Origin of the sequence: Parabacteroides caeci (assembly GCF_023656795.1) — a bacterium.
Lineage (GTDB): Bacteria > Bacteroidota > Bacteroidia > Bacteroidales > Tannerellaceae > Parabacteroides > Parabacteroides segnis.
Map to the genome: position 1 here is coordinate 148,836 of NZ_JAMOKT010000004.1, position 24,070 is coordinate 172,905.

Below are 24,070 nucleotides of genomic sequence, written 5' to 3' on the forward strand. Positions count from 1 at the left end.
ATGGCAGCAACGAAAGCAACTTTGTGCGACTTCGCCGACCAGACCGCAGCGTCTGGTTGCGGCGAATCATTGAGCGGTATTTCTACTACCGTGTATGTAGGGTTCAAGAACGACCTGGTAGACCCGTTACCCCAGCTTATGTCTCCCGGATCGGCAGATACGGAGTTTGCCCTGGAAGACTACGCGAAGATCGAGGACACACCTGGTTTCAAGTTCAAGGAAGGCAAGCATTTCTACAAATGGGAGTTCGATACGGAATCCGGACAGCTCACGTCTACCAGCAAAGGACAACAGAAAGGATACGAACAAACCTTCACCTTCATGATGAAGAACATGACACCGGAGCTTTCCGCCCTCATGCGTAACCTGAATAACCGCAAAGATGTCTTCTTCCTGTTCCCCGAAGAGGGCCACTATGTAGCCATCTATGATCCTGACCGTAACGTGAATATCGCCGATGGTGGTATCTCCTACGATTCCGGCAAGGCGGCAGGCGACGATTCCGGTACGACGGTCACGGTCACTTTGCCGACCCGTTTGCCGAAAACCTACTACTTCGGTACGGTCACTACGACCCCCGCAGCAGGAGCATAGTTTTTTTTTGTTTGTTGATTTTCCATAAATAGAAGGAGAAGCCGGGCGCAGCCTACTCGCAAGGCTTCTCCTTTTTGTTTAATAAAAACGTATAATATGCTAATATATAGAATGATGACAGTCGAAGAATGGAACGACCTGAAAGCCCGTACGGAAGCCCTGTTGGCCACCGATCTGAAAGAATATCATAGTTTCAGCAATCTGTACGACGAACATGTGAAGGCATTGAGCGCATGGACACTGAGCCAGTCGGAGGTGGATGTATTCCGCCGTGGCGACCCGAGCGTCTACATGGCACGCATTCGCGCTGTCCTAAAACGTATCAAAGATATGACGCGCTATCCCCGCCTGATCACTCCGGAACGCCCGGCAAAGCCCTTATATATTGCCAACGTTCCCGCGTCTACCGCCCCGCAGATACCCGGTGCACCTGCACCAGAACCAATTGCACCCCCGGAAACGCCCAAGGAGTGGAACCGCTACATGGATTTTGACAGCTACAAGGACCAGCTTTCCCCTGCCTTGCAGAAAGAAGGGGAAGAACTGCTCACCTGGTTCACCAACCGCCGTCGCTTGCATGACCTGGCAAAGAACCAGGAGCGGGAAGGGGTTAACAAGGAAACCATAGCCGCTACCCTTGCGGAAATGGACGCGCAGGAAGCTCAGATATCCGGGTTCTTCGACCGTGTGGAAGCTTTCATGTCCGGCAGCAAGCAACCGGAGACGAACAAATACGAAGAAGTGAAGCCTTCAGGCTCTTTCTGCAAGGCGGAAATCGAAGAGATGCAAGCCTATAACCCTGTATGCGCCGCCCTGTCAAAAGAGAAGCGCATCGCGGCAAACCGCAAGTTTATATCCCGCAAAGACCTCATGAAGCCCAAAGATCCGGACGAACTAGCCCTTCGCATCCGTGAATTGCAGGAATGGGGCGTACCAGTACCGGACATGGATGAAGAAGAGGTAAAAGAGGAAGAAGATGAATAACTTGCCTGATAGTTACCCCTACCTGGAACCGTGCCCGGGATGCTTCGAAAACAGCCTACGGGCGTTGTCGGAACGTCCCGGTTCGCCGGTATTCTTCTCCAACGGCGATTTCACGCTGGAACGGCTGCTTACCGCCTTTTCCAAACTGGCAGGCGGCGGTTGTTTGATTCTATGCACCTACCGGCTGGAAAAGAAAACGGTCGAACATATACGGGCACTGATGGAACAAGGGCTTTTCGACATGGCTATGGTATTCTGCACGATCAACGCGTCTGAAACTGATATAGGAATGAATGGGAATCTCCGTGTCGTCCAGTGCGCCATGAACGCTTTCATCGTGCAAGCACACAACGACCATCGCTCCATAACCCTCTCCGGTCTGTTCATGCAAGGATTGTGCAGCCACGGACTGGAAATGTTCACCCTGCACAACGATCCCGCCGACCAGGCATTGATCAGGAAGACGCTGTTTTCTAAATATAGGAAGCAACTTGGAAATAATTAAAAAAGAAGATTTATCTTTGCCCTCGGAATACAAACGAAACAGCCGAGGGCATGCGGTCGGTTTCTAATATAAGAATATAACATCCTGTAAAGGATGAAATAGCCTGCACGGTAAAGGAATGCCCTCCTTGAAATGCAGGCTTATTTGTTTTAAATACCGTGGAAATATGGAACTGAAAGAATTTATAAAGGGAGTTCTGACTGAGATTGTCGAAGCGCAGTCGGAGTTTAATCAAGAGATGGATGCTCAAAATAAGAAGGTGAAGGTTTGCAAATATCCGTTGGTCGGAGAGTCGGCAGGACCGCATGGATCTGTTACATTAAGCGTTTCTTTCGATCTGAAATTATCCCTGAAAAAAAATTCCGATTCCAAATCCGCCATAGGAGTAGTGGCCGGTATTATTGGAAGCGGAATCAATAAAGTACAATCGTCAGAAGACGAAAGCGAGAATAGAATATCGTTTAAGATGCCGTTGACTTTTAATTTCAGTTAATCGGTCGTCCCATTGATAAAGTCATATACCAATTTTGCAGAATACCAGGCGGTATTAGGATTCTCTGACTTCAATCCTTTCACCGCCATCTTTACGCACCATTTACGAAGGCGGCGTTCATGCCATTGCTTGTATAGGATAATTAATTTTCGGATCATAATCTCTTTTTTTTATAGGGTTAATGTATGACACAAATATACGGATTAAATATATAACAAACAGATGTTTAACTTAAAAATAAAAGAAATGAAGAATTATCTCGTATTAACTCTAATGAGCGTTTTGTTGTTAAGTGGATGTTCCACGAAAATCCCGTTTGTAAACAATACGTATTACATCGATTACACGACTTTCACCAAGAATGGATTTTTTGTAACAGAATCGGATGCCGCACCTTTCGATTATGATGCAGTGGGGCACATGGAGGTCGAGTTGCGATCAGGAAATGAGGTTCTCAGTGAAAAAGTAGACGAATTTACCGGAGGAATGAACATAAAATACGGGAAATATGTCAAGGCAAAACTGGAAGATGCCATGAAGGAATTTCAAAAGCAAGCGACGGCAAAAGGGGCTAACGGAGCTATCAAATTGGACATAAAACCTATTGTGGAAAATGTAAAGGTAAACTCCTTTGGTATTCAAACAGTAAATGGGTATAGAATTTCAGGTATGCTGATAAAAATCCGCTAAACTCTTGCACATCTCAAATATAGTTGGCATATTTGCAGTGTCCTATAACACACAAGGCGGGAGATCCGCCGAACATTTTTTGTATCGGCATTTTTTATGCCCATACGATATATAAAGATATAACGGTTTCGTACCCCCTTGATACGGCTTAATGGCCGTAACTGCCTTGTGTGGTGTAGGACAAAGGGACAGGCGGAACCGTTTTTTTATTCCTGCCATCCGAAAACAATGTTAGTTATGTCCAAACACACAAACATTTGTTTGCCGGTGAATAAAAGTACCCAACAAGCAACGTTATCCCACGAAACGGGAATCTTTTCCTGGGCGAATGTAGCCCGCGTATTGAATGCAATGCCCCTAGGTATATGTGAGTGTAAAACCGAAGCCGATGCGAAAGGTTATGTGAAAGCTTTGGCTGTTATCCTATCTGCTCTTGTATTGGCAGCTATAGAGGAAGGAGGTGCGCTATGAAACCCTTCCAGTCAAAGAGGTCTACCGAATGGTCGGACCGGTACAATGCCATTGATATTTTAGATATAATAAGGAAGGGCTACTCTACCGACGAACGCGAGAAAGCCCGGCGAATGAGTGAAGAACGCCGCGGGGTCGACCACGTGAACCGCAAACTTCGTGAAATTGCCAGTACCGGTGCAAAAGCTATCCATATGGCCGCCTACGTTATCAGCAGCATTGAAGACATGGCGCATAAGAACAAGGATATCGGCTATCTGCTGGCTTCCCTTCCGGGAGACAAAAGCCCGTCGGCTGCAATCTCCGAACTCGGCATGATGTTGGCCGACCTGAACGAACATGTTATCGACCGTATCGAAGCGGCCATGTTATGTACCCCGGAATTATTCAACAAGGAATATCTGAACGATCCGCTCCAGGAATACGTGGAAACGTTCGAATAACGACATAAATTTTCAAGCAATTTTTTTTTACCGCCCTGCACCCGCCGTGAGGTTCGTGCAGGGCGTTTTTTGTCCTATAAACAAGCATTTACGGGTGGTTATATTCGCTTGAAAATAAAAAAAACATATGTCAATAAATAGCCGTACCTCTTTCCAGGAGAGAATCTGCCTCCATTTCTGGGCCAACGAAGATGAACTCAAAGAGAACTTCTCCGCCCCCGAAATAACCCGACTTATGCGCCTTCGCGACCTCGACCGCGAAGTGCTGCTGAACCCGACCCGCCCGTCATCCTACTACGTGTCGTGGCTCCGCAGCAAGTATCGTATCGGCGAACGACAGGCGCAATACGACCTGCAAGACCTGAAGATAGCGGTAGGTGCGTTTTCGGTAGACGACAAAGAATATAAGAAACGCAACCTGTCCGAAGGCCTGCTCCGCATGATGTCTTTGTGCGAAGAGAGGCAGGATGCCTCCGGATATGCCCGGAACGCCAAGATATACGCCGCCATCAACCGCCTGGACAAAGACGACCCCGTACCGGTAGACAAAGGTATGGTACCCCTTTCCGCCCGTCCGACACTGGATGCCAAGTACCTGAACGCAAAGTTCGAAAACCCCGATATACTGAAACAAATGAAGGAAGAAGCCGAAAAGAGGTGGGCGAAACGGTTGGCGGAAGACACCGAGTTCGAAGAAATCGAACAACGCGCGTATGTCGACCCACTGGATAAATCGAAGATGGATATCGAAAAACAAGAACCGGAGGACGATACGATATGATAGAGAATTTCCGCGAACAGATAGGCGATGCCGAAAAGAAGTTCTGGCTCAACGAAGGCCAGTTTGAAGTATTCAACCTCATGCCCCGCCGTTTCGTGGGTATATGTTCCCGCCGCTTCGGGAAGACACACGGTCTGCAAGGTCCCTTCCTGATCCGGTTGGTCACCTACATGCCACGCGGCAAAAGCTTCATCTATTGCTCCAACTTCAAACAGGGGCTTACACGAACCATACCGGGCACGATTGCCGCCATAGAAGATATTACGGGGTGGAAGAACGGCACTCACTTCTTTGTCGGCTGCAAAGCCCCTCAAAGCTGCCATTTTCCCACTCCCTATGTATCCCCTTTGAATTGGGAACACTGCATCCACTGGTTCAATGGTCATGTCACCCATATCCTGAGCCAGGACGTGAAACTATCCGCCAACTCCCTCTCCCTCGACGGCGGGCTGATCGACGAAGCCAAAGACAGTAAGAAGGAGAAGATAGACAACGAGCTGATGCTTGCCATCTCCGGCACGCCCGGCAAGTTCGACGACTGCCCCCTGAAGAAATCCATCTGGATCACCACCGACCGCCCCATCACCCGCTCCGGGCAATGGGTTGTCGACCTCGAAAGCCAGGCAACCCCCGAAATCGAAATGGAGCTGAAGAAAAGCATCGATTTCTACCTCTTCATGGAATACTACAACGCCAACAAGGACCGGATCTATTCACAGAAGAAGCTGGACGCGGAGTTCCGCTACATGAACGAAATGCGCCGAGACTGCTACCTATACCGTGAGTTCAACACCATCATGAACATAGCGGTCGTAGGCATCGATTATCTCAAGGATATGGAACGAATATTACCTAAGCGTATCTTTGATATATCCATCCTGAACAAACGTCTGAAACGCACCGCAGACGGCTTTTACAGTGCGTTCGACAGTACGCGCCATACCTACGTGGTCGAAACGGCTGAAAAAATGGAAGATTTCCGCGTATCGGTCAAACCTCCTTCGGGTAGCCGTGTACGCGGGACATACAGTACCTACGACTTTAAATCCCTGCAAGAACAGAACAAAACCTGCTTCCTCGACCTTGACATTGACCCGAAGCAGAGCCTGAACATAGCTCTCGACTACAACAAACGCATCAACTGGATTGTGACCGGTCAGCGGCAGACGATCGGCGGCATTGAGCGCATGATGGGACTAAGCTCCATGTTCGTAAAGGACGGCAGGCAGATCCCCGAACTTGTTTCCGACTGGTGCGACTACTACGAGCCACACCGCCAGCGCAACAATCGCGTGAACTACTACTACAACCAGACTGCCAAGCAGCGTAAGTATGCCAACCACGAGAAGAATGAGCAGTTCTACGAAACGGTCATTGCCTGTCTGCGTGCCCGCGGCTGGAACGTGAACGCGGTCGACATGGGCGAAGCCATGTACCACATGACCAAGTTTTACCTGCTCTACAACGCTTTCATGCACCGTTACGACAGCAAGCGCGGGAAACCCAACCTGTTCCCCTACCTGAACTACGACAACAACGAGTTCCTGATCGCCGCCCTCGAAAACACCGAAACCGGAGAAAAATACGACGGCTTCGGCAAAGACAAATCCGGAGAGAAGAAAACGGAAACCGAAGAAGACCGCGCCGAACTCCGTACTGACGGAACAGATGCCTTTGATGACTTGTTTATAGGAATGAACAATTTCTACAGAGAAGGTTCGCTGCTGTATCCGGGGTTGAGTATTCGTTGATTTTTTTTTTGTAAAATATTATGTTTGAATATGTTTTAGTACCTTTGCATAATCAAAGATAATTGTGTTTCCATGGTATTTGATTTGGTTTTTAGAATTAGAGGATGATTGATTAAGCCGTCGCATGTGAATGTGGCGGTTTTTTTATGTCTTTCTGCTTACTTTTTCTTCTAAATATCCGTCTTAGGAACGATTTGGAGTTTGCCGAACAGATTAAATCACTCATTTATTTGGATTTGATTCGGATAGATCCCTTGACGGACGATTTCGGTGCATAGGGCGCACGATCGATCCCGCGCCGCCCTAAGAAGTATCCGGTCTGGACGGGAGGAAATCCGCGCAAATATGCCGGTCACCGAGGGCACGAAAGGAAGGACGGCCGGACGGAAAGACAGGCGGATAAGGGGAAACGGTTGCGATCTGTCCAGACGGATAAACTTTTATATTTTCTTTTTCTTAAATAAGAATAACTTTGCATTTTGTAAAGTTATTTGTTATCTTTGCAGAAAAGAATAACATCGATGAAGATTGCTAATAAAGAACGGTTAGATGAATTTGCTTATAGGCACGCAGACGCTTTGCGCCCGTTGCAAAGATGGGCGGATATCGTAGAGCGTGAAGAATGGAAATCGCACACGGATTTAAAGGCTTCGTTTCCTTCGGCCGACTATGTCGGGAATAGCCGGTATGTATTTAACATAAAAGGAAATAGTTATAGATTGGTTGTAGTTGTTATTTTTGTGGCGGGTTTATTGGTTGTTCAATTTGTTGGGACACACAAGGATTATGATAAAATAAATTGTAAAAACATTTAGAAAGGGTTTTGTTATGGAAATAAAGTTTGCAGATATAACCGCGATAACATCGCCTATTGTTTACAAAAAAGTTAAGCTATATTTAAACAGCCTTATTAATGAGGCTACTAAATGCGGTGCGCTGGATGATCCGGAGGCGGATAATGTATATACGCGGGAGATTGGCCGGGTAGGTGTTATGTGTGCCGATTACGAATCTATGTGTTATAAGGCAAAGGCGATTGTATTTAAAAATCCGTTGATAGAATCGATTGAGAAGGAGATGAAAGCGCGTAGCCTAAAACAACGTCAAACAGCCGATCTGTTGGATGTCAAAGAATCAACATTTAGCCAGATAATGACAGGTAGACGGCCGGTTTCCATGCGTTTAGCAAAACGGCTATATGAAAAATTAGGTATTGATCCGGGGTTAATTTTGCGGTTTGCATAAGATAAATAAAGCCGGGCGATTTTCTCGCCTGGCTTTATTTGCTTCCTCTTTCATCTCTCCCCCTCTTCCCTGATCCATTTTACAACGTTTTCCAACTCTTTTATGCTATCCGCCTGGTAAAGCTGCCCACGGAACCGGATCAGGGCGGTTAATTCGGGCTTTTCTGAAACTTCATCCGGGGCGGTGAATAGCTGCCAAAAGGGTACGCTTAATTTTTCCGCAATTGTGTTTAATGTGTTTGCAGATGCTTCTTGTTTTCCTGTCATGATATTAGACAAGCTTACGCGCGAAATACCTGATAGCTCCGCTAATTCTTTAGCCGTCATGTTTCTTTCATTCAATAGAAATTTTATCCGATTATTCATCTTAAAGTATTGTATTACGTTTATCCCCTGCAAAGTTAGGCTATATATTACAAACAAAAGTAAAATTAAAGAATTGTATTACTAATAAACATTAAACGTATGGAAATACTTTAATTTTTTCTTTACAGTATTAAAGAATAGCATTACATTTGCATCATAATAATAAACAAAACAACAACAATAAAAAATTAAAGTCATGAAAACAACAACTTACAACACGGTATTAACAATCAAGAGAGAATTAAACGAATTAAGCTATAGCTTTTTCAGTGATATAGTAAAAAAATCTCCTATCAAAGCGGTAGAACTGGAGCCGGGGAAATGGGCTTTTAATGATAATGAGATAGGTCAGGGTAGAAATTATTTTTGTGACATGTTCGGTTATTCCTTGACCCAGGAAGAATTTGAATTTGAATATTTTGATGATCCGCAAACGTTGGAAGATCCGGAAGCATCAGAATCGAATAAATACGAATTTTACACGCAAAACGGTTGGGCTGGTTCTAACTATGATCCGAAATTAGGTGCGAAGGAAATCGCCGTAAAAGTTCGCGCTTTTTTAAAAAAAGAATTCCCCGGCTTTAAATTTTCGGTTCGCTCTAAATGGGGAATGCAATCTGATACGCTGTATATTACCATCCTTTCCGGTCCAATAATGGGTCTTTGTGAGGGCAACCCCCATAACTATGAAAGTAGCATTAGCGGGTTTAGCGATGCCTACAAAGGCCGTATAACGGACGAAATGTTAGCCGTTTGCGAAAAAATTAATGTATTTGTAAGTTCTTACCGTTATTCCGATTGTGACGGGATGATAGATTATTTCGATACTAATTTTTATTGCTGGATATATATCGGTGATTACGATCGCCCATACAAGGTTGTAGATTCGACGGTTACGGGGGCTTCTTCCGTCTCATCGTCCTATGTGGATTCCGAAATATCACAGGTTTCTAACGCTATCGAAATTGTGGATTATTCAGAAAAAGCGATCGCCATATTTGGCGACACCAAAGAATTTAAAGATCAGTTAAAGAGTCTCGGAGGACGCTTTAACCCGTCGTTAAAGCATAACGATGCAAAGCGCGCCGGATGGATCTTTAGTAAAAAACAGGCGGATAAAGTGCGGGCGCTGTTTACTGAACAGAAAAAAACGAATGACGTTGCTAAACGTGGTAAAAGTTTGCAAGATATAATAGACCAGACACGCCGTTTAAACGGCAATGCTGGGCGTAATTGGTATTGGAGTTTTAAAAGAGAAAAGATTATAAATGATATATATACTACCTATGTCGCTAATATTGGGAAATTAGGTGCATATTCTGAGCCAAACAAAAAATTTTCGAAAGAAGAATATACCGGTTTAATCCGAGAATTAGAAACAAAAGATACTGCCCCTATCGAGGCAGCCTATGAAGATTCTGAAATATCACAGAAAAAAGGATATTATACCAAAGAGGAAAACGGATATAAGGTTGAATCTTATTTTACAAAGGATAAAACAGCCTTAGAGGAATTGATAGAAATAAACGATCAACAATCTATCCGCGGGATGATTGAGGCAAAAGAACGGGCTTTTTTTGATGCATCAAAGAACGCAGAATTTTACCGGAGTATAGGAAATGATGAGTTTGCCGACACAGAACAAACCCGGGCGAACCGATTAAAAAAAGACTTAGACCAATTACGCCGGACATTACCTGCGGACTCGATCCATCCTACCGGATCGGATGTCGATACGGAGCCGTTAGAACGTGTTGAAGTCCAAACGGCGACCTATGGAGATTCTGAAATATCACAGCTTTCCGACCTTTCCGACCTATCCGAGACAGCACGCGCCGCCTATCGCTTGCAAAGTCAGGAACCGGATAAACGCGGATCTGAAACGCTTGACAGGCATAGCCGCCAGATAACGGACGATTTAAATAATATTTCGGAAACAGACCGCGCCGATTATGCTGCAAAATATCGCGTTTTGCTTATCGCATGGCTGAATGCAATGGCGCGTGTTGCCTCTCCTTCGGTTGTCGGTCCTGCATCGTTTCCAGTTAAGAAAAATAACAAGGTGCTACGCTTGGCCGAACGTGCCGCCGACCGCTTACAAGAGTTCCGGAGAAAATATCCGGAAAAGGCTAAACGAAAGCGATCGGTTACCTGATAGGTAGCCTATTTTCGGAAATATCGCGTTTTTTTTACATCTTATTTTGTGTAAATCAATATAGGGATCATCTTTGCATTTGATATAGAAATGAAAAGAATAAAACTTAGTTTACCGGAGTGGGGATTGATGTTTTTTTTATTTATCATGCCCTATGGATTCTTTGGAATATCACAGATTTTTTAAAAGATTATGAAGATGATTAGGGGAATTATAAAAAAGGCGATAGCAGATAAAGGTGTTAAGCCTGTTGATCTGGCAAATAAGATAGAGATATCAAGATCTTCTATGTCATTATTTATAAATGGAAAGATAAATTTAAGCCTTCCAAAAATTGAAAAGATATTTGAGGTCTTAGGCATCCGGTTAGAGATTGACTAATCAAAATGAACCCCTGGACCCAAGATTTATCCAGCAAATAGATAGGGGTAATACCGTCGATTATCATTTTTGGAAAGATGCGAGCTATTCTCTGTAATTGTTCTCAAAAATTAAATGTTTAGTAATGGTGAACTTTTTTTTGACTAAATGTTTTGTAGTACTAAACATTTTTGTATCTTTGTAGTGTAATCATAAAACAAATAAGACATGAACATTATAGGTAGTAAAATAGTAGGATACAGATATGGTGAAGCTCCTGAATGCGGGCGATCATTTAATACTCAAACAAGACAGTATGAATGTGGGGTTTCAATGGCTCAGGTGGGTTATATGGAAGAAGTTGGCTCATTTGCCGTTTCTGGAGCTTATGGTCGTAAAAAATACTACTATGAAGGTACTATCGTTGGTTTTGGTGGTGACGATGAAGTTTGTCTGGGTGATGTTAGAAAAATTTCTTATAACGAATACAGATTACTTAAATCAACCTACAAAGAAGTAAGTAACGCACTTGTTAATGAAAAATGTGATTCTCTTCTTTCTTTATTGAGAAGAGGATGGACAGTATATCCTAATACAGTGGAAGGTATAGAAGAAATGAGAAATCAAATGTTGAAAAAATGATACGGAAAGCAATTAAAGAAGCAATGAGTCTCCGTAAAGTCAAGGCCATAGACCTCGCGGAGCAAATAGGGATAAATAGGGGTAGTATGTCTCTCTTTCTTTCTGGAAAGACGAATCTTAGCCAAGATAAAATAGAAGCTACACTAAGGTATCTCAATATAGAACTTGTTATAAAATAATACCTCAAATCGTGAAAATCATGAATGAAAAAATAGGTGAACTGAGAATCTTATTAAATGATTTAGAAACTTTGATTTATACTCTTTCGGGCAGTCTTAGAAAAACGTCACTGGATGGAAATGGGACTGTAAAAGAACAGATTAATAATTATAAAACTCTTGGATTAGATATCCAGTTTGTGATGAAAGAAATCGCTGAAAAGTACGGAGATGATATAACCCCGTCTTGTGATTATTATCTCTAATCTTAGAAGCTTTAGACATCCAGTTAGAGATGGACTAGTAAAATAAACCCCGGCGGAATTTTTACCGGGGTTTATTTATTAGCTTTGCCCCTCTATTTTGTGTATAACATCTTTCAATTCTTTTATATTATCCGCATGGTAAAGTTGCCCTCGGTACCGTATAAGGGCGGTTAATTCTTCTTTTCCTGCAACATCTTCAGGGGATGCGAATAGTTGCCATAGGGGAACATCTAGGGCGGTGGCTATACGTTCGGCTGTCTCTACAAGCATTTTACCCCCAATTTGTTTACTTAATGCCTGTCGGCTAATGTTTAAAGCGTCTGCCAATTGAACAACGCTCATTCCTTTCTCTTTTAATATTTCTTTAATTCTTGTCATAGTTTTATATTTTGGTGCAAAGTTATACTAATGGAATTAATGTAAATAGAACTATTTACTAACAATAGTTAATCGGAAATATATTTGTTGCTTAATTCTTGCATGTGTAAATAATAGTGTTTACATTTGCGTCATAATAATAAACAAAACAACAACAATAAAAAATTAAAGTAATGAAAACAAGTAATTCAAACATTGCAAGTTCTTCAAACGTAGTTATCACTATTTTAGACAATGCCGGAAATGTTTTCGACTCCTGCGAATGGTTATGTATGGAAGATTTGAATGTTATGTTGCAGAATGTAGCAGACGAACCCGCCTGCATGGGTGGAAAGGTGATTATTTCCGCCGATAGTCTGATTGATGAAGTACATGAAATTACAGATGTCTATTTAAAAGAAATGGGAATTGCTTAAATATTAATAGTTTACAAATAGAGTAATAACAAAAAACAATAAACAGTCATGAAAACAGCAACTAACAACACAGTAGTAACAATTAATCGTGAATTAAACGAAGCGTCAGAAGCTCTGAAATACGAATTTTACACGCAAAACGGTTGGGCCGGATCAAACTACGACCAGAAATTAGGTGCAAAGGAAATAGCCGTAAAGGTTCGCGCCTTCTTAAAAAAAGAATTTCCGGGCTTTAAATTTTCCGTCCGTTCAAAATGGGGGATGACTGCCGACACTCTGTATATAACTATTCTTTCCGGTCCTATACAGGCACTTTGCGAAGGTAACCCCCATAGTTTCGAAAGCAGTATAAGCGGATTTGGGGGACAATATAGAGGGAGAATAACCGATGAAATGTTAGCCGTTTGCGACAAAATACACACATTTGTAAGTTCTTATCGTTTTTCTGATTGTGACGGGATGATAGATTATTTTGATACAAATTTCTATTGCTGGATGAACGTAGGAGAATCAGACAAGCCGTACCAGGTCGTAGAACCGACCCGTCCGGAAAAGAAAACAGCCGCCCCCGGCTCCTATGGCGATACGGAAATATCACCGGTTTCTAACGCTGTCGAAATCGTGGACTATTCCGAAAAGGCGATCGCCTTATTTGGCAACACTAAAACCGTCAAAGACCAATTAAAGAGCCTCGGCGGACGTTTTAACCCGTCGTTAAAGCACAACGGAACAAAGCGTGCCGGCTGGATATTCAGCAAAAAACAGGCGGACAATGTGCGGGCGTTGCTCGCTCCATCCGTGGAGGCCGAACAGGTTACCCCTTCTGCTGTTTGTGTGCTTGTAAAGAAAACAGACTTAGAAGAATTGACAGAAAGCGGCGATCAAAAGGATATAATCGAAATGATCGAGGCTAAAGAACGGGCGTTTACGAATGCTTCCGAAAACGCCGAATTTTACCGGAGTATCGGAAATTATGAGTTTGCCGACACAGAACAAACCCGGGCGAACCGATTGAAAAAAGACTTAGCCCAGTTACGCAGGGCATTGCCTGCTGATCCTATCCAGCCTACCGGATTAGCTTCAGCCACAGAACAACCCGAACCAGTCGAAACGCCTTCGGTCGCCTATGGAGATTCTGAAATATCACGAAATTTTGACGGAAACAGAAAAGAAGGGCATAAACTTGGAATATTATTCACTGTGCCCAATGAAATCAAACAACCAAATACCAAGGAATACCGATTAATGTATTTCTTTGGTACATGGATAACAGCTGAATGTATTTACGCCGAAAGCGATGAAGAGGCTGTTTTTGATGCAGATAGTAACCCTAAAATAGCTTCCGATACACTTCGTTACGCGTTGTTCAAGGGTAATAATATTATTAAGATGTATGATACAGGGAATGTAGGGGCATTTCCATAGTCTATGTAATAATAATTCCCGTTTTTTGGGCGTGGGAAAAAGGGTAAAGTCTCCGGCTGCCTGATCGGAACCTATGGACTATTGGAGATATCACGGATTTTCATATAAAAGACAAAATACCAACAAAATACCAACAAAATATTATTACATATTATTATTTTTGATACTGAAAAGGATTATCTTTGCGACAACAACAAGATAACACTACGATATATTATGTTAGTTTTTTCAGGACAATTTACAACGGGTGGATCGACCATACGGGCAAAACTTGAAATGTATATGTTTCAAGAAGATGGAGCATATATAGTGTATTGCCCGGCTTTAGATCTTTCGGCGTATGGAGAAAATGAAAAAGATGCGCGAAAGGCTTTCGAGCAAACATTTGAAATGCACTTTACTTACTGCATCAATAAAGGGTCCCTATATGATGACTTGAAAAAACACGGCTGGACGATTAGAAGCAAAAAACAAAAGAAGATAAAAGCCCCATCGTTCGATAAAATGCTACAAACTAATGACGCTTTCAGGGATATAGCCCGTAATAAGGATTACGTGAAATACAGTGAAGAAATAGGTATCCCCGAATTTGTTTGATTGTGATTAAGGTTACATGTCCTATGGACTTTCTGAAATATCACTGATTTTCCCAAAACAACCTAATCCCGCCTATGGAACTTGTGAAATATCACGGATTTTCTTGCGAATCCTAAAACAGTAACAAAATAGTTACTGTTTTATTTGCTTTGCAGTAACGAAATTGTTACCTTTGCAGCGTAATAATAAAGCTCTTTGATATGAAAGTTTCAGAGGTTGTACGGTTGCTGAAAGCTGCCGGCTGCACCATCTACCGGAGAGGAGGAAACCATGATATTTGGTTCAGTCCGTTGACTGGCAAAACATTCCCTGTTTCCCGCCATAAAACGGAAGATTTAAAGCCGAAAACGCTCGAAAGCATCAAGAGCAAGGCGGGGATTTGATCCCCGCCTATTCAACCGGAAACTGATAGAGGAGAGTATTCTAAAAACATTCAACATGGAAATCATCGCAATCATCGAAAAAAACGAAAACAACTACTATCAAATCAGCTCGGACGATGAGTTGCAGGGCTGTTGTTTTGGAGGCTACGGCTATTCCGTGGCAGAGGCAAAGGAGGACTTTTACAAGAGCATCCAGGAGGCGAAAGAGATTATAACGGAAAGAGGTGATGAAATCCCGAAAGAGGCGGAAGATATTAAAGTGTCTTTCCGGTATGATATCCCTGCATTGTTTAATTATTTCGATTGGATCAATGTCAGCCAGTTTGCAAAGAGGGCAGGCGTAAACGAATCGAAGATGAGACAATATAAAGCAGGTTTGGCGTATGCGTCCGAAACGACTACAAAGAAAATCCTGAAAACCCTTCAGGATTTAAGTAAGGAACTACAGACGGCCACACTTTGACAGATCCAAGCCGCGAGGCCTCGAAACATAGAGCTTTTATTAATGCGCCCCGATCCGGAAGGGTCGGGGCTTTTTTTGATTGGAAAGCAATCATTTATACACAAATTATTTATTACCAAAATAATAATAATTATCTTTGTTGCGTGAACGAATTAAAACTTTAAAACCATGGGAATCATTGATAAACCTATTCCTACTTTTGATAAAGAACAAATTGATAATTATATATTGAAATTAATACCATGAAAGGAGATTTATTAGTTACAACAACCCCGTCAGTCGAGAATGCGACAGTCGTTAAATATTTAGGAGTTGTTTCTACAAATATTGTTATAGGAACAAATGTTTTTTCTGATATAATAGCTTCATTTTCTGATTTCTTTGGTGGCTATTCTGGTCGATATAAATCAAAATTGGAATTGATCTATGAGAAAGCAAGAGAAGAACTTATTCAAAAATCTATCAATAAAGGAGCCAATTGTATATTGAATTTTAACGTAGACTTTGATGAAATATCATCTCAAGGAAAATCTATGTTTATGATTGCATCTTCAGGAACTGCTGCAATTATAGAGTTTGAAAAAGGGGTAAAGAGTATAATTCCTGGCGTCGTAGACAATGAAGATTTGGTGAATGAAGCTAATAGACGTTTACTTATTTATAAGATAAATGAAAAAGGCATTCTTCCCTCGGAGGATGATTGGGAGAACATAAAACACTTGTCTATACCTGAAATAGGCAAAGCATTGTTAGATAAGTATATAGAATTAGATAATGATCTTGATGATTTTAGAAAAAAAGAAAAAGACTTAATGCTTAATAATCTTATTTCTTATTTTCTGTCAATAGACTCAAATATTGCTTCTAGCCTTTTGTATCCCATTGTTTTAGAGAAAGGAACCAAGATTTCTTCTATTATTGTTAAATCTAATTTGTTTTCTGCAAAACATATTTGCGAGTTGATGGATAAAGGTTTAAACAATTGTTTGTTAATCTCTTTAATGTCTGCTGAAAGGGATAATTATACATCAGACGAACTTTTGTACATGAAAAAAATTCAGTTGAAACTGAATAGCTTTCCAGATCTTCATGTACGACTATCGAAAAAAAGCTTACTCGGCAAAGAAAAAGAGGTTATTAAATGTGCGTGCGGCAAGAGTTTTGACGCGGATAAAGAGTATTGCCCAGAATGTAAGAAAAATAATAAAGGTTTTAATAAAGAGGAACAAGACGTTATTGATCTTTTCTATAAAAAGGTGGAAGCATTAGAATCGTTGCTTGAAACAAACAATTAATAATTTTGATATAGTATAAAAATGAAAACAAAAATTGAATTTACAACAGCAGAAAAAAGTTTGTCTACAATGGCAACAGTTGTATTAGTATTGGGATTAATAGGATCCATCGTGGTGTTTTTTGGAAACTGTTTTATTTGGGAGCGTTCTTCTTATTCAGGGGAAATAAAAGGAATTGAAGGCTTTAACTGGCTTGGCCTTTCTTCGCTTATCTATATCGTGATGGCTACTCTTCTTAGCTGGTCGTTACTATCCATCATTGCGGAAATAGCTGTAAACATTCGAAAAATGAAAGAAGGTAATGGCTTGGACTGGCAAAAAGAATTTGCCTTATTAGTTTTACTTCATAAAAAAGAGGAAGCTAAAAAAATATTGTATAAAGAGATTTTGAATTCTACAGAATTCAAATCTGTATTGTCTGGAGGAAGAGAGGAATACCATAATGACTGCATAAAAAAATTGAATAACAAATTCAGTGTTTATTTGAAGGCTATAGGGGAACATGAGGTAAATATTGAAGCCGAAAGCGAATTACTAAATGTATTCAAATAAGAGAAGCATCTTTTATCGGAAATAGTTTGCGAACTTCAAATATAATCCCCATATTTGCAGTGCTAAACAAATCGTTATGTAAATAATGACGTCTCGGGCGCGGTTAAAGCTCGAAAAACATACGGGCTTTTTTTATGCCCATAAAATATACGGCTGTCTATCCCATGTATTATATACCGCCTTGGCGTTATTATGGTACGATTTGTTTAGCGACACGGGAAATGACAGCCGTTTTTCTGTCTAATAGCTAAACAAATCGTATCATTATGATATCAAAAAACCAAGCAACCGCTTCCACCCTGGAAGCCGTTCCCGTAAAGCCGGGATTGTCTGCCCTTGCGAAGGGTATCCTTTTTATATCTGTATTCTTTGCCCTCTTAGGCATGGCGGGACATTCGGACTATATCGACGACGTTTATTATTCCATTCCGGATGCTGCCTTTGAGGAAATTGCCCTGAAGCTGGGAGACCGCGCTACACGCTCTGAAATAGTGGATGAATATATGGATAGCCGGGCGTATTACGACGCTCTGGCTTCCTATGGTACATCGGAAATATCACGGATTTTTCCTGAAGATTAACAATCGTATCTTTGGGGTAGACGTGCAGCAGCTGCTACCCTAAAGATTTTTTATACACTCAAAAAAAGAATACAAAATGAAAGAGAATAAATATTTGCTCCCGGCAAACTACAGAAGCTTGGAGAATGAATTGTTCCGTGCCTTGCGAGTACTGAAGGCGGAACGTAACACGGAGGGTAAAGACCTTCAGGACATGGTAAGCGATTACGAGAAGTCGCTTTTGGGAGCGCAGGACGTGTGTGCTTCGCTCCGTCAGATGGTCAAACTGTTTACCCGTTTGGTAGGCATATCTTCTTGTGCGCTCCGTGACCTGGAGAATATCCATCGCGAGTATCCGGACATAAAAATGATGTCGAGCGTGCGGTCGAAGGAGCCGGGTATCTATGTAGCCGAAGCGGCAATGCTGCTTCCGGAATTGTCTGATCCGGTGATAGAGCGTATTACGAATGCGATCATTGCTTCACACGAACTGTTCATTCGCAGTTCGTTGGATACACCTATGAATGAATGCTTTCCGGATTACAGCCCGGACGGAATCAATGGATGGGAGTGATCCTTTTTAATTCGCCTATGGAATCTCTGTAATATTACGGATTTATCCATATTGTTGAAAGCTGATGGAACGGGCAGTCTTGTTCCATCGGCTTTTTTATATACGGTAGGTTCGGTAGCCGGACTCATCCCCTTTTCGGTTTGCCCCTCCCCCTGCCCCCCCCCTGCCGGCCGATAGGCAGACGTTTGACGGAATTACGTACACGATATACGGGATAGACATGCGGTTTTTGTCCTTAAATGCCCCAAGTCGTCTGTTTATATTTGCTTATAGAACGTAAAACAAGTATCAACAGATAGCATGTCAATAGTAACTGTACAGAAACCCGATAGCCTGTCGATGAGCGGTAACATGAAGGATCTGATTTTACAAAGCGCCGACCCGGTTCTTGTAAAACTGTCGGTAGGCGGTCAGACCATCCTGGAGGAAGCCTATTATCCCGGCAACGGGAATCTTATCCATGTGGATTTCCGTGAGGTTGCTGAATCTTACCTCTCTTTCACGCTACCTTCTTCAGATGTGTTCATACAACCCAGGTTGGCGGCTGAGTTTTCTGTCACATACGACTCTGAGACCTATACCTTCAGTTGCATAAAAAGCGGAAAACTCAACCTGAACGAATCCGCCTCGCAATTCCTGGCAGGCAATTTCCTTACCTGGCAACCCACGCAAAAGGCAGTCACCTATTACAGTCCCGAATGGCTCACCTATTACGCCACAGACGATTGCTCCGTGCGCCTCCGGGCCTACTGGGAAGACGGGACGAACACTTCCATCACGCTTTCTACGCAAAGCCGTGGCACTTGCGTAACCTATAATCTGCAATACGCTGTTATTTACGGCAAGTTCACCCCCAAACGCCCGATGTATTATGATGTCTGGGTAGAAAACGCCTCCGGAGCACGCCTGAGCTATGTGCAGCGTTATCTGGCAAGCGAAAAGCAGGGAGAAGATGAGAACTGGTACCTGTTTGAAAACAGCTTGGGAGGTATTGACAGCTTGCGTGCCTACGGCGCATTGAAAGATGATCCCGAATATACGCACAACTTGGCTTCTTTCGGCGATGAGAGTGAGGAATACAGGATAGATTCTAACCGTCTGCTTACGCGAAACACGGGCATGCTGACCCCTGAAGAGGCTCGTTGGCTGCAAGACATGTTTGTTGCCCGTCGCAAATACGTGTACACCCTATCCGGCTTGTACCGGATCGTCTTCACGTCGAGCGACGCAAAGACGGACAGCGCGAATCCGCCCACTTCCTACTCCTTTACCTACCGGCTGGCAGACAACCGTCCTTATCTGGATATCCAACGAAGAACGGACCTTCCTGAGAACCTGGTAATCCCTGTACCGACGGGTGAAACTTTTTTTTTGCCCCCACGTCTCGCTGAGTTCCCGAAGCCTTCGCTTTCGCCGGATCTATTGATTCCGGTACAGGAACCGCATACCGAGGTGTGGGGGGCAACAACTACAGGGCAGATACATGACAAAGTTTTAAATGATCTTATTACAGAATTAGAAGGATTAGACTTAAATACATCTCAGGGTGGTACTGGTATTGAAACCATTAAATCAACCGATACAATAACTGTACCGAGCGACAATAATGTTTATACGGCCCTTCGGGCGAAAAATGAAGACGAAAAACGTCTGAGGAAAGACATTGAAGATTTTGCCCTGGAATTGATCAACTTTTTGAAAGGGACAAAATTCGGAGAGTTTATCCCTGGTATCCTGACCGGCAAGGGCGGCATGATTGACGCTTTTGGAAATGGAGAATTGGAGTCTCTTATTATACGCCGATTCCTGGAAGTGCCTGAAATAAGATTTAATCGGGCAGAAGTCTTTACAGGTATTAGTTGGAACGCTCCCGGTGGTGGAATTATTGAGTCTGTTGACACTGTTAATAGGATTGCCCGGCTGAAACTGGAAGACGGAGAATTTGGAGCAGTTGCCGTAGGCGATATTTGTATGGGGATATTCCATTCTCTCACTTCTTCGGAAAACGCTACGGAGGATAAGGATGATAGTAAAGGTGTGTTCACCTTTGCCGGTTTTTTTACAGCCTATTTTACTGTAACAGAAATACTGGATAAGGAAAACCAAACTTTCAAATATCAGCTTCGTCCTTCTTCGGCTAGTTATCCTCACGAGTTTCATCCTTGTGAGGCCATGCACTTTGTCGCTTATGGTAACTTTACCAATAAAGACCGTCAGACATCTAATTATGCAACCCGAACCTACACGCGTTATCTCTATCATGTAGACGGTTGGGAGTTTGAAAAACGTCAGATAGCGGCTCAGTTTGGTGATCTAACCAATCTGTCGGTACATGGATATAACATGACCGGATACTCTATTTTCTTGAATAACATCTACATGACCGGTGTGATCAACCAGATGTCGGCTGATGGTACATCCGTTGAGAGAGTTCCCTTTTTCAAGGGAGCTTGGACACAAGGTGAATATGCCTATTATGACGAAGTAACCTATAATGGGTCATCCTGGTTATGCGTTAATCCGGATGGAACAACATCGGAACCGGTTGACGGTAATCCTGATTGGTTCAAACGCGTTTCAAAAGGCGAAGACGGAAAAGATGGAACCAGTGCTGAAGCTGTCGGTGAATGGGATCCTAATCGATCTTATGTAAAAGGTAACATAGTTCGAAGTGATGGAGCCTCTTATATTGCTAACAGGGATAATCAAGGAGTTAAGCCGCGAAAGAATCCGGGAGGCTATCTTACCACAGGCGGCAAATACCTTACCACTGGCGGTAAAAGACTATATACCGGAGATCCTAATCACCCCTGGCAATTATTATCTGAAGATGGCCTACCCGGTTCTCCTGGTCTTCCTGGTCCTAAAGGGGATGACGGGATACAATATTATACCTGGTTGAAATACGCGGATGATGCGCAGGGGAATGGCATGTCTGATTTGCCTGCCGGAAAGAAATATATGGGGTTGGCTGTAAACCAAACATCGCCTACCGAATCGAACGATCCGAACGATTATAATTGGTCTTTGATTGAAGGGGAAGGTGTTCCGGGTAAACCGGGAGAAGATGGAAAGACTTTATATACTTGGGTACGTTATGCCGATGATGCGCAGGGGAATGGCATGTCTAACAATCCTGATGGCAAGAAGTATGTAGGCCTGGCTTACAACAAGGAAACTGAAACAGAGTCGAATAATCCTTCTGACTACAAATGGAGCAAAATAGAAGGTGATCCTGGTGAAGCTGGGTTAAACTATATAACAGAGCCTTATAGTCCATACAGGGAATACAACCAACGTGATTTAGTCTCATTTAATGGAGGTAAGATATTTTGTAAAAAGAAAAATACAGGGCAGACTCCTGTACCATTTCTGTCGACAGGGGGTAAATACCTAAAGACCGGTGGTAGCTATTTACTATACAAGCCTCTTACACCTGAAACTATTAATTCGGAATACTGGGATATCTTTATCCCTCCTACGGTTATCGAGCCGGTCGAGCAAGAGTTTACGACTTATCATACAAGCATAAGCAAACCGCCCCGTCCGATTTTAACAGGGAATAGTTTAGGTTGGAGTCAAACGATCATGACTGGTGCCCGGTGGAAGTCTACAAAAAAAGCGATATCGGATGCCGCTGGTACTTGGAGTGACCCAGTACAGTATTCGGCCGAAGATGGTAAACCCGGTAATGATGCTACGGCCTACTGGCTGGTATCTCCAGTAACTAACATTGTATTTAATACAGTCGGAAATCCTACACCGGCGGCTTTTACCGTTTTGGCCAAACAGCAGACCGGTACGGGAACAGTACAAGCTTCTGATAGATTTTATCTGGCCTGCCGTAAATCGGTCACAGGTACATCGGCCTGGGAACAACATGTAGCACCTGTTAAAGGATCGTCCATTAATGTAACCGTAATCGCCGGGATAAAAGCTTACTCAATCCGGATGTACGAAAAACAATCAGATGCTCAAGCCTGGAACTCTAATTATGTGGATGAAGTTGGAGTTTCTGTTATCCGTGACGGTCTGGATGGAGAGCGTGGAGCTACTGGATCCATGCCTCGATCCTGTGGCTTTTATGATCAAAACAAAGCTCCATACTTTTGGAATGAACAATACAGAGACATTGTATTATACGGTTTTAACAATGCTGTCTATGTCTTCCAGGTACGTAATTATAGCCCAGGAAAGGGAGTAACTGTACCTCCGACATCTCAAGACGGGGATGCTAACTGGGAGGTGGCAAATAAACAGATATTTGTTGCGATGGATACAGCCCTGATCGATGGGGCTAACATAGCAGAGTTCCAATTTAAAAACAAAAAGATGCAGAGCCAGGATGTTGATCCATCTACCGGAGAACCTAACCTCTTGTTAGACGGCAAAACTGGAGAAATAATTGCTCATAATGGTATTTTTAAAGGGTCGATAGGTACACCATTTGTCTGGGAGGAGTTAGTTAATGGGCAAACCATAAACGTTACAAAAAACTTCAATATTATAGCTATGAATATAGGTAGTACGACAAATATCAAATTACCTGTAGATTCTAAATATAATGGAACTAATTTCCAAATAGCGAATCCTCCGACTATATCTAAATTATCCTGGAATGTAGTAGTAAGTCTTACTAATAATGGCAAAATATGGAATACCGGAGAAACTTATGATGAATATAAAACGTCTATCAATGTTAAACCTGGTAAAATATGTCGTTTAATAGCTGTAGGTAAAGATAACGAAGCTGTTAATTGGTATTGTGATAATTATTACGAATTAACTCATTAAGATAAAAAAGTGAATCAAAATAGTATTAACAAATAAATTAAATATTATGGCAGATGTAAGTTTAAACGGATTGAAAGTAAAGACAGACTCATTACCTAATGACTGGTATGTGTCACTGATCAATCCAAAGGACGGGGAACCGGCTGAGATTATGACGGTGGCTAAATTCGCAGAATTGTTTTTAAATAACAATAAAATATGGACGGAGAACAATGACGGTCCTAATAGTAAATTAGATGCAGGTTTATTTGCCAGTAAAGATGCAAATGGATATATATCGTTTAATGGCTCAAGTGTAAATTTAGATACAATAAATACCAATTCGTTTACAGTCTATAATGGCAATACCATTGTAGGTAAACCTAGCGGCTATGGTGTAGTCTTAACTATAACTAACTCTGACAAAGCTGGGACTCCAGGGACTGTTGGGGTGTGGATTAATCAGTTAGCATTTGGAACGGATGGAACTGTATATTTTAGGCAAAGAATAGATGCTTCTGAATGGAAAAATTGGAAAAGCCTTGGAAGTGCGGTGTATTCATCATCTTATAATGCTTTAACAGATATCCAACCCTCTCCAGTACTGGAGAGCAGACAAGTTGCCGCGAACTTGTCTGCAAATACATCTATATCAAATTTATCTTCCGATTTGTCTGGACAGGAAGAGTCCGATGGTTCAACTCCAGTTAGAAGTGAACCACAGGAACAGTATGTCTGGTCAATCGACAAG

The 24,070-nt window shown here is 42.4% G+C and carries 30 protein-coding genes; 27 read left to right on the top strand and 3 right to left on the bottom strand.

Annotated features, from left to right (window positions below; genetic code table 11):
* From NBH15_RS03575 to NBH15_RS03590, 4 genes are all read left to right on the top strand, one after another.
* Window positions 1-594 carry a hypothetical protein gene (locus tag NBH15_RS03575; protein WP_250822006.1) on the top strand — a complete coding sequence of 198 codons (594 nt, stop codon included), beginning with the start codon at window positions 1-3 and terminating at the stop codon, window positions 592-594.
* 96 nt (window positions 595-690) lie between these two features.
* Window positions 691-1,578: a hypothetical protein gene (locus tag NBH15_RS03580; RefSeq protein ID WP_250822007.1), complete on the top strand. Its 888-nt coding sequence runs from the start codon at window positions 691-693 to the stop codon at window positions 1,576-1,578.
* Complete coding sequence (locus NBH15_RS03585) at window positions 1,571-2,083, top strand: hypothetical protein (RefSeq protein ID WP_250822008.1); 513 nt, start codon at window positions 1,571-1,573, stop codon at window positions 2,081-2,083. Before NBH15_RS03580 ends, NBH15_RS03585 begins: the two co-directional genes overlap by 8 nt.
* 166 nt (window positions 2,084-2,249) lie before the next feature.
* A complete protein-coding gene (locus NBH15_RS03590) occupies window positions 2,250-2,576 on the top strand; it encodes a hypothetical protein (protein ID WP_250822009.1) in 327 nt (108 codons plus the stop codon).
* Here the strand turns inward: NBH15_RS03590 and NBH15_RS03595 are convergent.
* Window positions 2,573-2,734 (bottom strand): hypothetical protein, encoded by a 162-nt coding sequence (locus NBH15_RS03595; RefSeq protein ID WP_250822010.1) that lies wholly within the window; start codon window positions 2,732-2,734, stop codon window positions 2,573-2,575. The genes NBH15_RS03590 and NBH15_RS03595 overlap by 4 nt on opposite strands.
* An 88-nt stretch (window positions 2,735-2,822) precedes the next feature.
* Here NBH15_RS03595 and NBH15_RS03600 point away from each other — a divergent pair, with 88 nt between their 5' ends.
* From NBH15_RS03600 to NBH15_RS03630, 7 genes are all read left to right on the top strand, one after another.
* On the top strand, window positions 2,823-3,266 hold the full coding sequence (locus NBH15_RS03600) for a hypothetical protein (RefSeq protein WP_250822011.1): 444 nt from the start codon (window positions 2,823-2,825) through the stop codon (window positions 3,264-3,266).
* Window positions 3,267-3,503: 237 nt separating this feature from the next.
* Window positions 3,504-3,737, top strand: a complete 234-nt coding sequence (locus NBH15_RS03605) for a hypothetical protein (protein ID WP_250822012.1) — start codon at window positions 3,504-3,506, stop codon at window positions 3,735-3,737.
* The gene (locus NBH15_RS03610; protein WP_250822013.1) at window positions 3,734-4,180 is read left to right on the top strand and encodes a hypothetical protein; all 447 of its coding nucleotides are present in this window, start codon (window positions 3,734-3,736) and stop codon (window positions 4,178-4,180) included. The genes NBH15_RS03605 and NBH15_RS03610 overlap by 4 nt, the downstream gene beginning before the upstream one ends.
* A 127-nt stretch (window positions 4,181-4,307) precedes the next feature.
* The gene (locus NBH15_RS03615) at window positions 4,308-4,961 is read left to right on the top strand and encodes a hypothetical protein (protein WP_250822014.1); all 654 of its coding nucleotides are present in this window, start codon (window positions 4,308-4,310) and stop codon (window positions 4,959-4,961) included.
* Window positions 4,962-5,602: 641 nt separating this feature from the next.
* Window positions 5,603-6,712: a hypothetical protein gene (locus tag NBH15_RS03620; protein WP_250822015.1), complete on the top strand. Its 1,110-nt coding sequence runs from the start codon at window positions 5,603-5,605 to the stop codon at window positions 6,710-6,712.
* A gap of 521 nt (window positions 6,713-7,233) precedes the next feature.
* Window positions 7,234-7,527 (top strand): type II toxin-antitoxin system HigB family toxin, encoded by a 294-nt coding sequence (locus NBH15_RS03625; protein WP_195286868.1) that lies wholly within the window; start codon window positions 7,234-7,236, stop codon window positions 7,525-7,527.
* Window positions 7,528-7,540: 13 nt separating this feature from the next.
* A complete protein-coding gene (locus NBH15_RS03630; RefSeq protein WP_195286867.1) occupies window positions 7,541-7,957 on the top strand; it encodes a helix-turn-helix transcriptional regulator in 417 nt (138 codons plus the stop codon).
* 50 nt (window positions 7,958-8,007) lie between these two features.
* On the opposite strand, the gene NBH15_RS03635 is transcribed toward NBH15_RS03630, so the two are convergent.
* Window positions 8,008-8,322, bottom strand: coding sequence for a helix-turn-helix domain-containing protein (locus NBH15_RS03635; protein ID WP_250822016.1), 315 nt, complete (start codon window positions 8,320-8,322; stop codon window positions 8,008-8,010).
* Between the two features lie 196 nt (window positions 8,323-8,518).
* Between NBH15_RS03635 and NBH15_RS29480 the strand changes: the two genes are divergently transcribed.
* The 5 genes from NBH15_RS29480 to NBH15_RS03660 all read left to right on the top strand — a co-directional run bounded on the left by NBH15_RS29480 (window position 8,519) and on the right by NBH15_RS03660 (window position 11,903).
* Window positions 8,519-10,477, top strand: coding sequence for an LPD29 domain-containing protein (locus NBH15_RS29480; protein ID WP_443146933.1), 1,959 nt, complete (start codon window positions 8,519-8,521; stop codon window positions 10,475-10,477).
* Between the two features lie 192 nt (window positions 10,478-10,669).
* Window positions 10,670-10,858 (top strand): helix-turn-helix transcriptional regulator, encoded by a 189-nt coding sequence (locus NBH15_RS03650; protein ID WP_250822017.1) that lies wholly within the window; start codon window positions 10,670-10,672, stop codon window positions 10,856-10,858.
* A gap of 207 nt (window positions 10,859-11,065) precedes the next feature.
* Window positions 11,066-11,479 (top strand): hypothetical protein, encoded by a 414-nt coding sequence (locus NBH15_RS03655; protein WP_250822018.1) that lies wholly within the window; start codon window positions 11,066-11,068, stop codon window positions 11,477-11,479.
* Window positions 11,480-11,502: 23 nt separating this feature from the next.
* Window positions 11,503-11,658: a helix-turn-helix domain-containing protein gene (locus NBH15_RS29320; RefSeq protein ID WP_350472264.1), complete on the top strand. Its 156-nt coding sequence runs from the start codon at window positions 11,503-11,505 to the stop codon at window positions 11,656-11,658.
* Between the two features lie 20 nt (window positions 11,659-11,678).
* Window positions 11,679-11,903: a hypothetical protein gene (locus NBH15_RS03660; RefSeq protein ID WP_250822019.1), complete on the top strand. Its 225-nt coding sequence runs from the start codon at window positions 11,679-11,681 to the stop codon at window positions 11,901-11,903.
* A gap of 78 nt (window positions 11,904-11,981) precedes the next feature.
* Here NBH15_RS03660 and NBH15_RS03665 read toward each other — a convergent pair whose 3' ends face one another.
* Window positions 11,982-12,281: a helix-turn-helix domain-containing protein gene (locus tag NBH15_RS03665; RefSeq protein ID WP_250822020.1), complete on the bottom strand. Its 300-nt coding sequence runs from the start codon at window positions 12,279-12,281 to the stop codon at window positions 11,982-11,984.
* 173 nt (window positions 12,282-12,454) lie between these two features.
* On the opposite strand from NBH15_RS03665, the gene NBH15_RS03670 reads away from it, so the two are divergent.
* From NBH15_RS03670 to NBH15_RS03720, 11 genes are all read left to right on the top strand, one after another.
* Window positions 12,455-12,697 carry a hypothetical protein gene (locus tag NBH15_RS03670; protein WP_250822021.1) on the top strand — a complete coding sequence of 81 codons (243 nt, stop codon included), beginning with the start codon at window positions 12,455-12,457 and terminating at the stop codon, window positions 12,695-12,697.
* A gap of 48 nt (window positions 12,698-12,745) precedes the next feature.
* Complete coding sequence (locus NBH15_RS29485; protein WP_443146934.1) at window positions 12,746-14,122, top strand: LPD29 domain-containing protein; 1,377 nt, start codon at window positions 12,746-12,748, stop codon at window positions 14,120-14,122.
* A gap of 216 nt (window positions 14,123-14,338) precedes the next feature.
* Window positions 14,339-14,719: a hypothetical protein gene (locus NBH15_RS03680; RefSeq protein ID WP_250822022.1), complete on the top strand. Its 381-nt coding sequence runs from the start codon at window positions 14,339-14,341 to the stop codon at window positions 14,717-14,719.
* A 200-nt stretch (window positions 14,720-14,919) separates the two neighbouring features.
* On the top strand, window positions 14,920-15,102 hold the full coding sequence (locus NBH15_RS03685) for a type II toxin-antitoxin system HicA family toxin (protein WP_250822023.1): 183 nt from the start codon (window positions 14,920-14,922) through the stop codon (window positions 15,100-15,102).
* A gap of 55 nt (window positions 15,103-15,157) precedes the next feature.
* Complete coding sequence (locus NBH15_RS03690) at window positions 15,158-15,565, top strand: pilus assembly protein HicB (protein ID WP_250822024.1); 408 nt, start codon at window positions 15,158-15,160, stop codon at window positions 15,563-15,565.
* Between the two features lie 242 nt (window positions 15,566-15,807).
* Entirely contained in the window at window positions 15,808-16,860 is a 1,053-nt protein-coding gene (locus NBH15_RS03695; protein WP_250822025.1) for a YbjQ family protein, read from the top strand.
* A 21-nt stretch (window positions 16,861-16,881) separates the two neighbouring features.
* Window positions 16,882-17,412 carry a hypothetical protein gene (locus tag NBH15_RS03700; protein ID WP_250822026.1) on the top strand — a complete coding sequence of 177 codons (531 nt, stop codon included), beginning with the start codon at window positions 16,882-16,884 and terminating at the stop codon, window positions 17,410-17,412.
* Between the two features lie 266 nt (window positions 17,413-17,678).
* A complete protein-coding gene (locus tag NBH15_RS03705; RefSeq protein WP_250822027.1) occupies window positions 17,679-17,993 on the top strand; it encodes a hypothetical protein in 315 nt (104 codons plus the stop codon).
* A 76-nt stretch (window positions 17,994-18,069) separates the two neighbouring features.
* A complete protein-coding gene (locus NBH15_RS03710; RefSeq protein ID WP_250822028.1) occupies window positions 18,070-18,546 on the top strand; it encodes a hypothetical protein in 477 nt (158 codons plus the stop codon).
* A gap of 300 nt (window positions 18,547-18,846) precedes the next feature.
* A complete protein-coding gene (locus tag NBH15_RS03715; protein WP_250822029.1) occupies window positions 18,847-23,340 on the top strand; it encodes a hypothetical protein in 4,494 nt (1,497 codons plus the stop codon).
* Window positions 23,341-23,386: 46 nt separating this feature from the next.
* The coding region (locus NBH15_RS03720; protein ID WP_250822030.1) for a hypothetical protein at window positions 23,387-24,070 on the top strand (684 nt) is incomplete at its 3' end.

What these genes read in the sequence shown, in the direction of transcription:
- NBH15_RS03575 (WP_250822006.1), top strand. Translation starts at nt 1, where the DNA reads ATGGCAGCAACGAAAGCAACTTTGTGCGACTTCGCCGACCAGACCGCA.
- NBH15_RS03595 (WP_250822010.1), bottom strand. Translation starts at nt 2,734, where the DNA reads ATGATCCGAAAATTAATTATCCTATACAAGCAATGGCATGAACGCCGC.
- NBH15_RS03715 (WP_250822029.1), top strand. Translation starts at nt 18,847, where the DNA reads ATGTCAATAGTAACTGTACAGAAACCCGATAGCCTGTCGATGAGCGGT.
- NBH15_RS03620 (WP_250822015.1), top strand. Translation starts at nt 5,603, where the DNA reads ATGGAGCTGAAGAAAAGCATCGATTTCTACCTCTTCATGGAATACTAC.
- NBH15_RS03655 (WP_250822018.1), top strand. Translation starts at nt 11,066, where the DNA reads ATGAACATTATAGGTAGTAAAATAGTAGGATACAGATATGGTGAAGCT.
- NBH15_RS03585 (WP_250822008.1), top strand. Translation starts at nt 1,571, where the DNA reads ATGAATAACTTGCCTGATAGTTACCCCTACCTGGAACCGTGCCCGGGA.
- NBH15_RS03650 (WP_250822017.1), top strand. Translation starts at nt 10,670, where the DNA reads ATGAAGATGATTAGGGGAATTATAAAAAAGGCGATAGCAGATAAAGGT.
- NBH15_RS29320 (WP_350472264.1), top strand. Translation starts at nt 11,503, where the DNA reads ATGAGTCTCCGTAAAGTCAAGGCCATAGACCTCGCGGAGCAAATAGGG.
- NBH15_RS03690 (WP_250822024.1), top strand. Translation starts at nt 15,158, where the DNA reads ATGGAAATCATCGCAATCATCGAAAAAAACGAAAACAACTACTATCAA.
- NBH15_RS03635 (WP_250822016.1), bottom strand. Translation starts at nt 8,322, where the DNA reads ATGAATAATCGGATAAAATTTCTATTGAATGAAAGAAACATGACGGCT.
- NBH15_RS03705 (WP_250822027.1), top strand. Translation starts at nt 17,679, where the DNA reads ATGATATCAAAAAACCAAGCAACCGCTTCCACCCTGGAAGCCGTTCCC.
- NBH15_RS03670 (WP_250822021.1), top strand. Translation starts at nt 12,455, where the DNA reads ATGAAAACAAGTAATTCAAACATTGCAAGTTCTTCAAACGTAGTTATC.
- NBH15_RS03685 (WP_250822023.1), top strand. Translation starts at nt 14,920, where the DNA reads ATGAAAGTTTCAGAGGTTGTACGGTTGCTGAAAGCTGCCGGCTGCACC.
- NBH15_RS03630 (WP_195286867.1), top strand. Translation starts at nt 7,541, where the DNA reads ATGGAAATAAAGTTTGCAGATATAACCGCGATAACATCGCCTATTGTT.
- NBH15_RS03695 (WP_250822025.1), top strand. Translation starts at nt 15,808, where the DNA reads ATGAAAGGAGATTTATTAGTTACAACAACCCCGTCAGTCGAGAATGCG.
- NBH15_RS03625 (WP_195286868.1), top strand. Translation starts at nt 7,234, where the DNA reads ATGAAGATTGCTAATAAAGAACGGTTAGATGAATTTGCTTATAGGCAC.
- NBH15_RS03660 (WP_250822019.1), top strand. Translation starts at nt 11,679, where the DNA reads ATGAATGAAAAAATAGGTGAACTGAGAATCTTATTAAATGATTTAGAA.
- NBH15_RS03680 (WP_250822022.1), top strand. Translation starts at nt 14,339, where the DNA reads ATGTTAGTTTTTTCAGGACAATTTACAACGGGTGGATCGACCATACGG.
- NBH15_RS03590 (WP_250822009.1), top strand. Translation starts at nt 2,250, where the DNA reads ATGGAACTGAAAGAATTTATAAAGGGAGTTCTGACTGAGATTGTCGAA.
- NBH15_RS03700 (WP_250822026.1), top strand. Translation starts at nt 16,882, where the DNA reads ATGAAAACAAAAATTGAATTTACAACAGCAGAAAAAAGTTTGTCTACA.
- NBH15_RS03605 (WP_250822012.1), top strand. Translation starts at nt 3,504, where the DNA reads ATGTCCAAACACACAAACATTTGTTTGCCGGTGAATAAAAGTACCCAA.
- NBH15_RS03610 (WP_250822013.1), top strand. Translation starts at nt 3,734, where the DNA reads ATGAAACCCTTCCAGTCAAAGAGGTCTACCGAATGGTCGGACCGGTAC.
- NBH15_RS29480 (WP_443146933.1), top strand. Translation starts at nt 8,519, where the DNA reads ATGAAAACAACAACTTACAACACGGTATTAACAATCAAGAGAGAATTA.
- NBH15_RS03615 (WP_250822014.1), top strand. Translation starts at nt 4,308, where the DNA reads ATGTCAATAAATAGCCGTACCTCTTTCCAGGAGAGAATCTGCCTCCAT.
- NBH15_RS03710 (WP_250822028.1), top strand. Translation starts at nt 18,070, where the DNA reads ATGAAAGAGAATAAATATTTGCTCCCGGCAAACTACAGAAGCTTGGAG.
- NBH15_RS29485 (WP_443146934.1), top strand. Translation starts at nt 12,746, where the DNA reads ATGAAAACAGCAACTAACAACACAGTAGTAACAATTAATCGTGAATTA.
- NBH15_RS03600 (WP_250822011.1), top strand. Translation starts at nt 2,823, where the DNA reads ATGAAGAATTATCTCGTATTAACTCTAATGAGCGTTTTGTTGTTAAGT.
- NBH15_RS03665 (WP_250822020.1), bottom strand. Translation starts at nt 12,281, where the DNA reads ATGACAAGAATTAAAGAAATATTAAAAGAGAAAGGAATGAGCGTTGTT.
- NBH15_RS03580 (WP_250822007.1), top strand. Translation starts at nt 691, where the DNA reads ATGCTAATATATAGAATGATGACAGTCGAAGAATGGAACGACCTGAAA.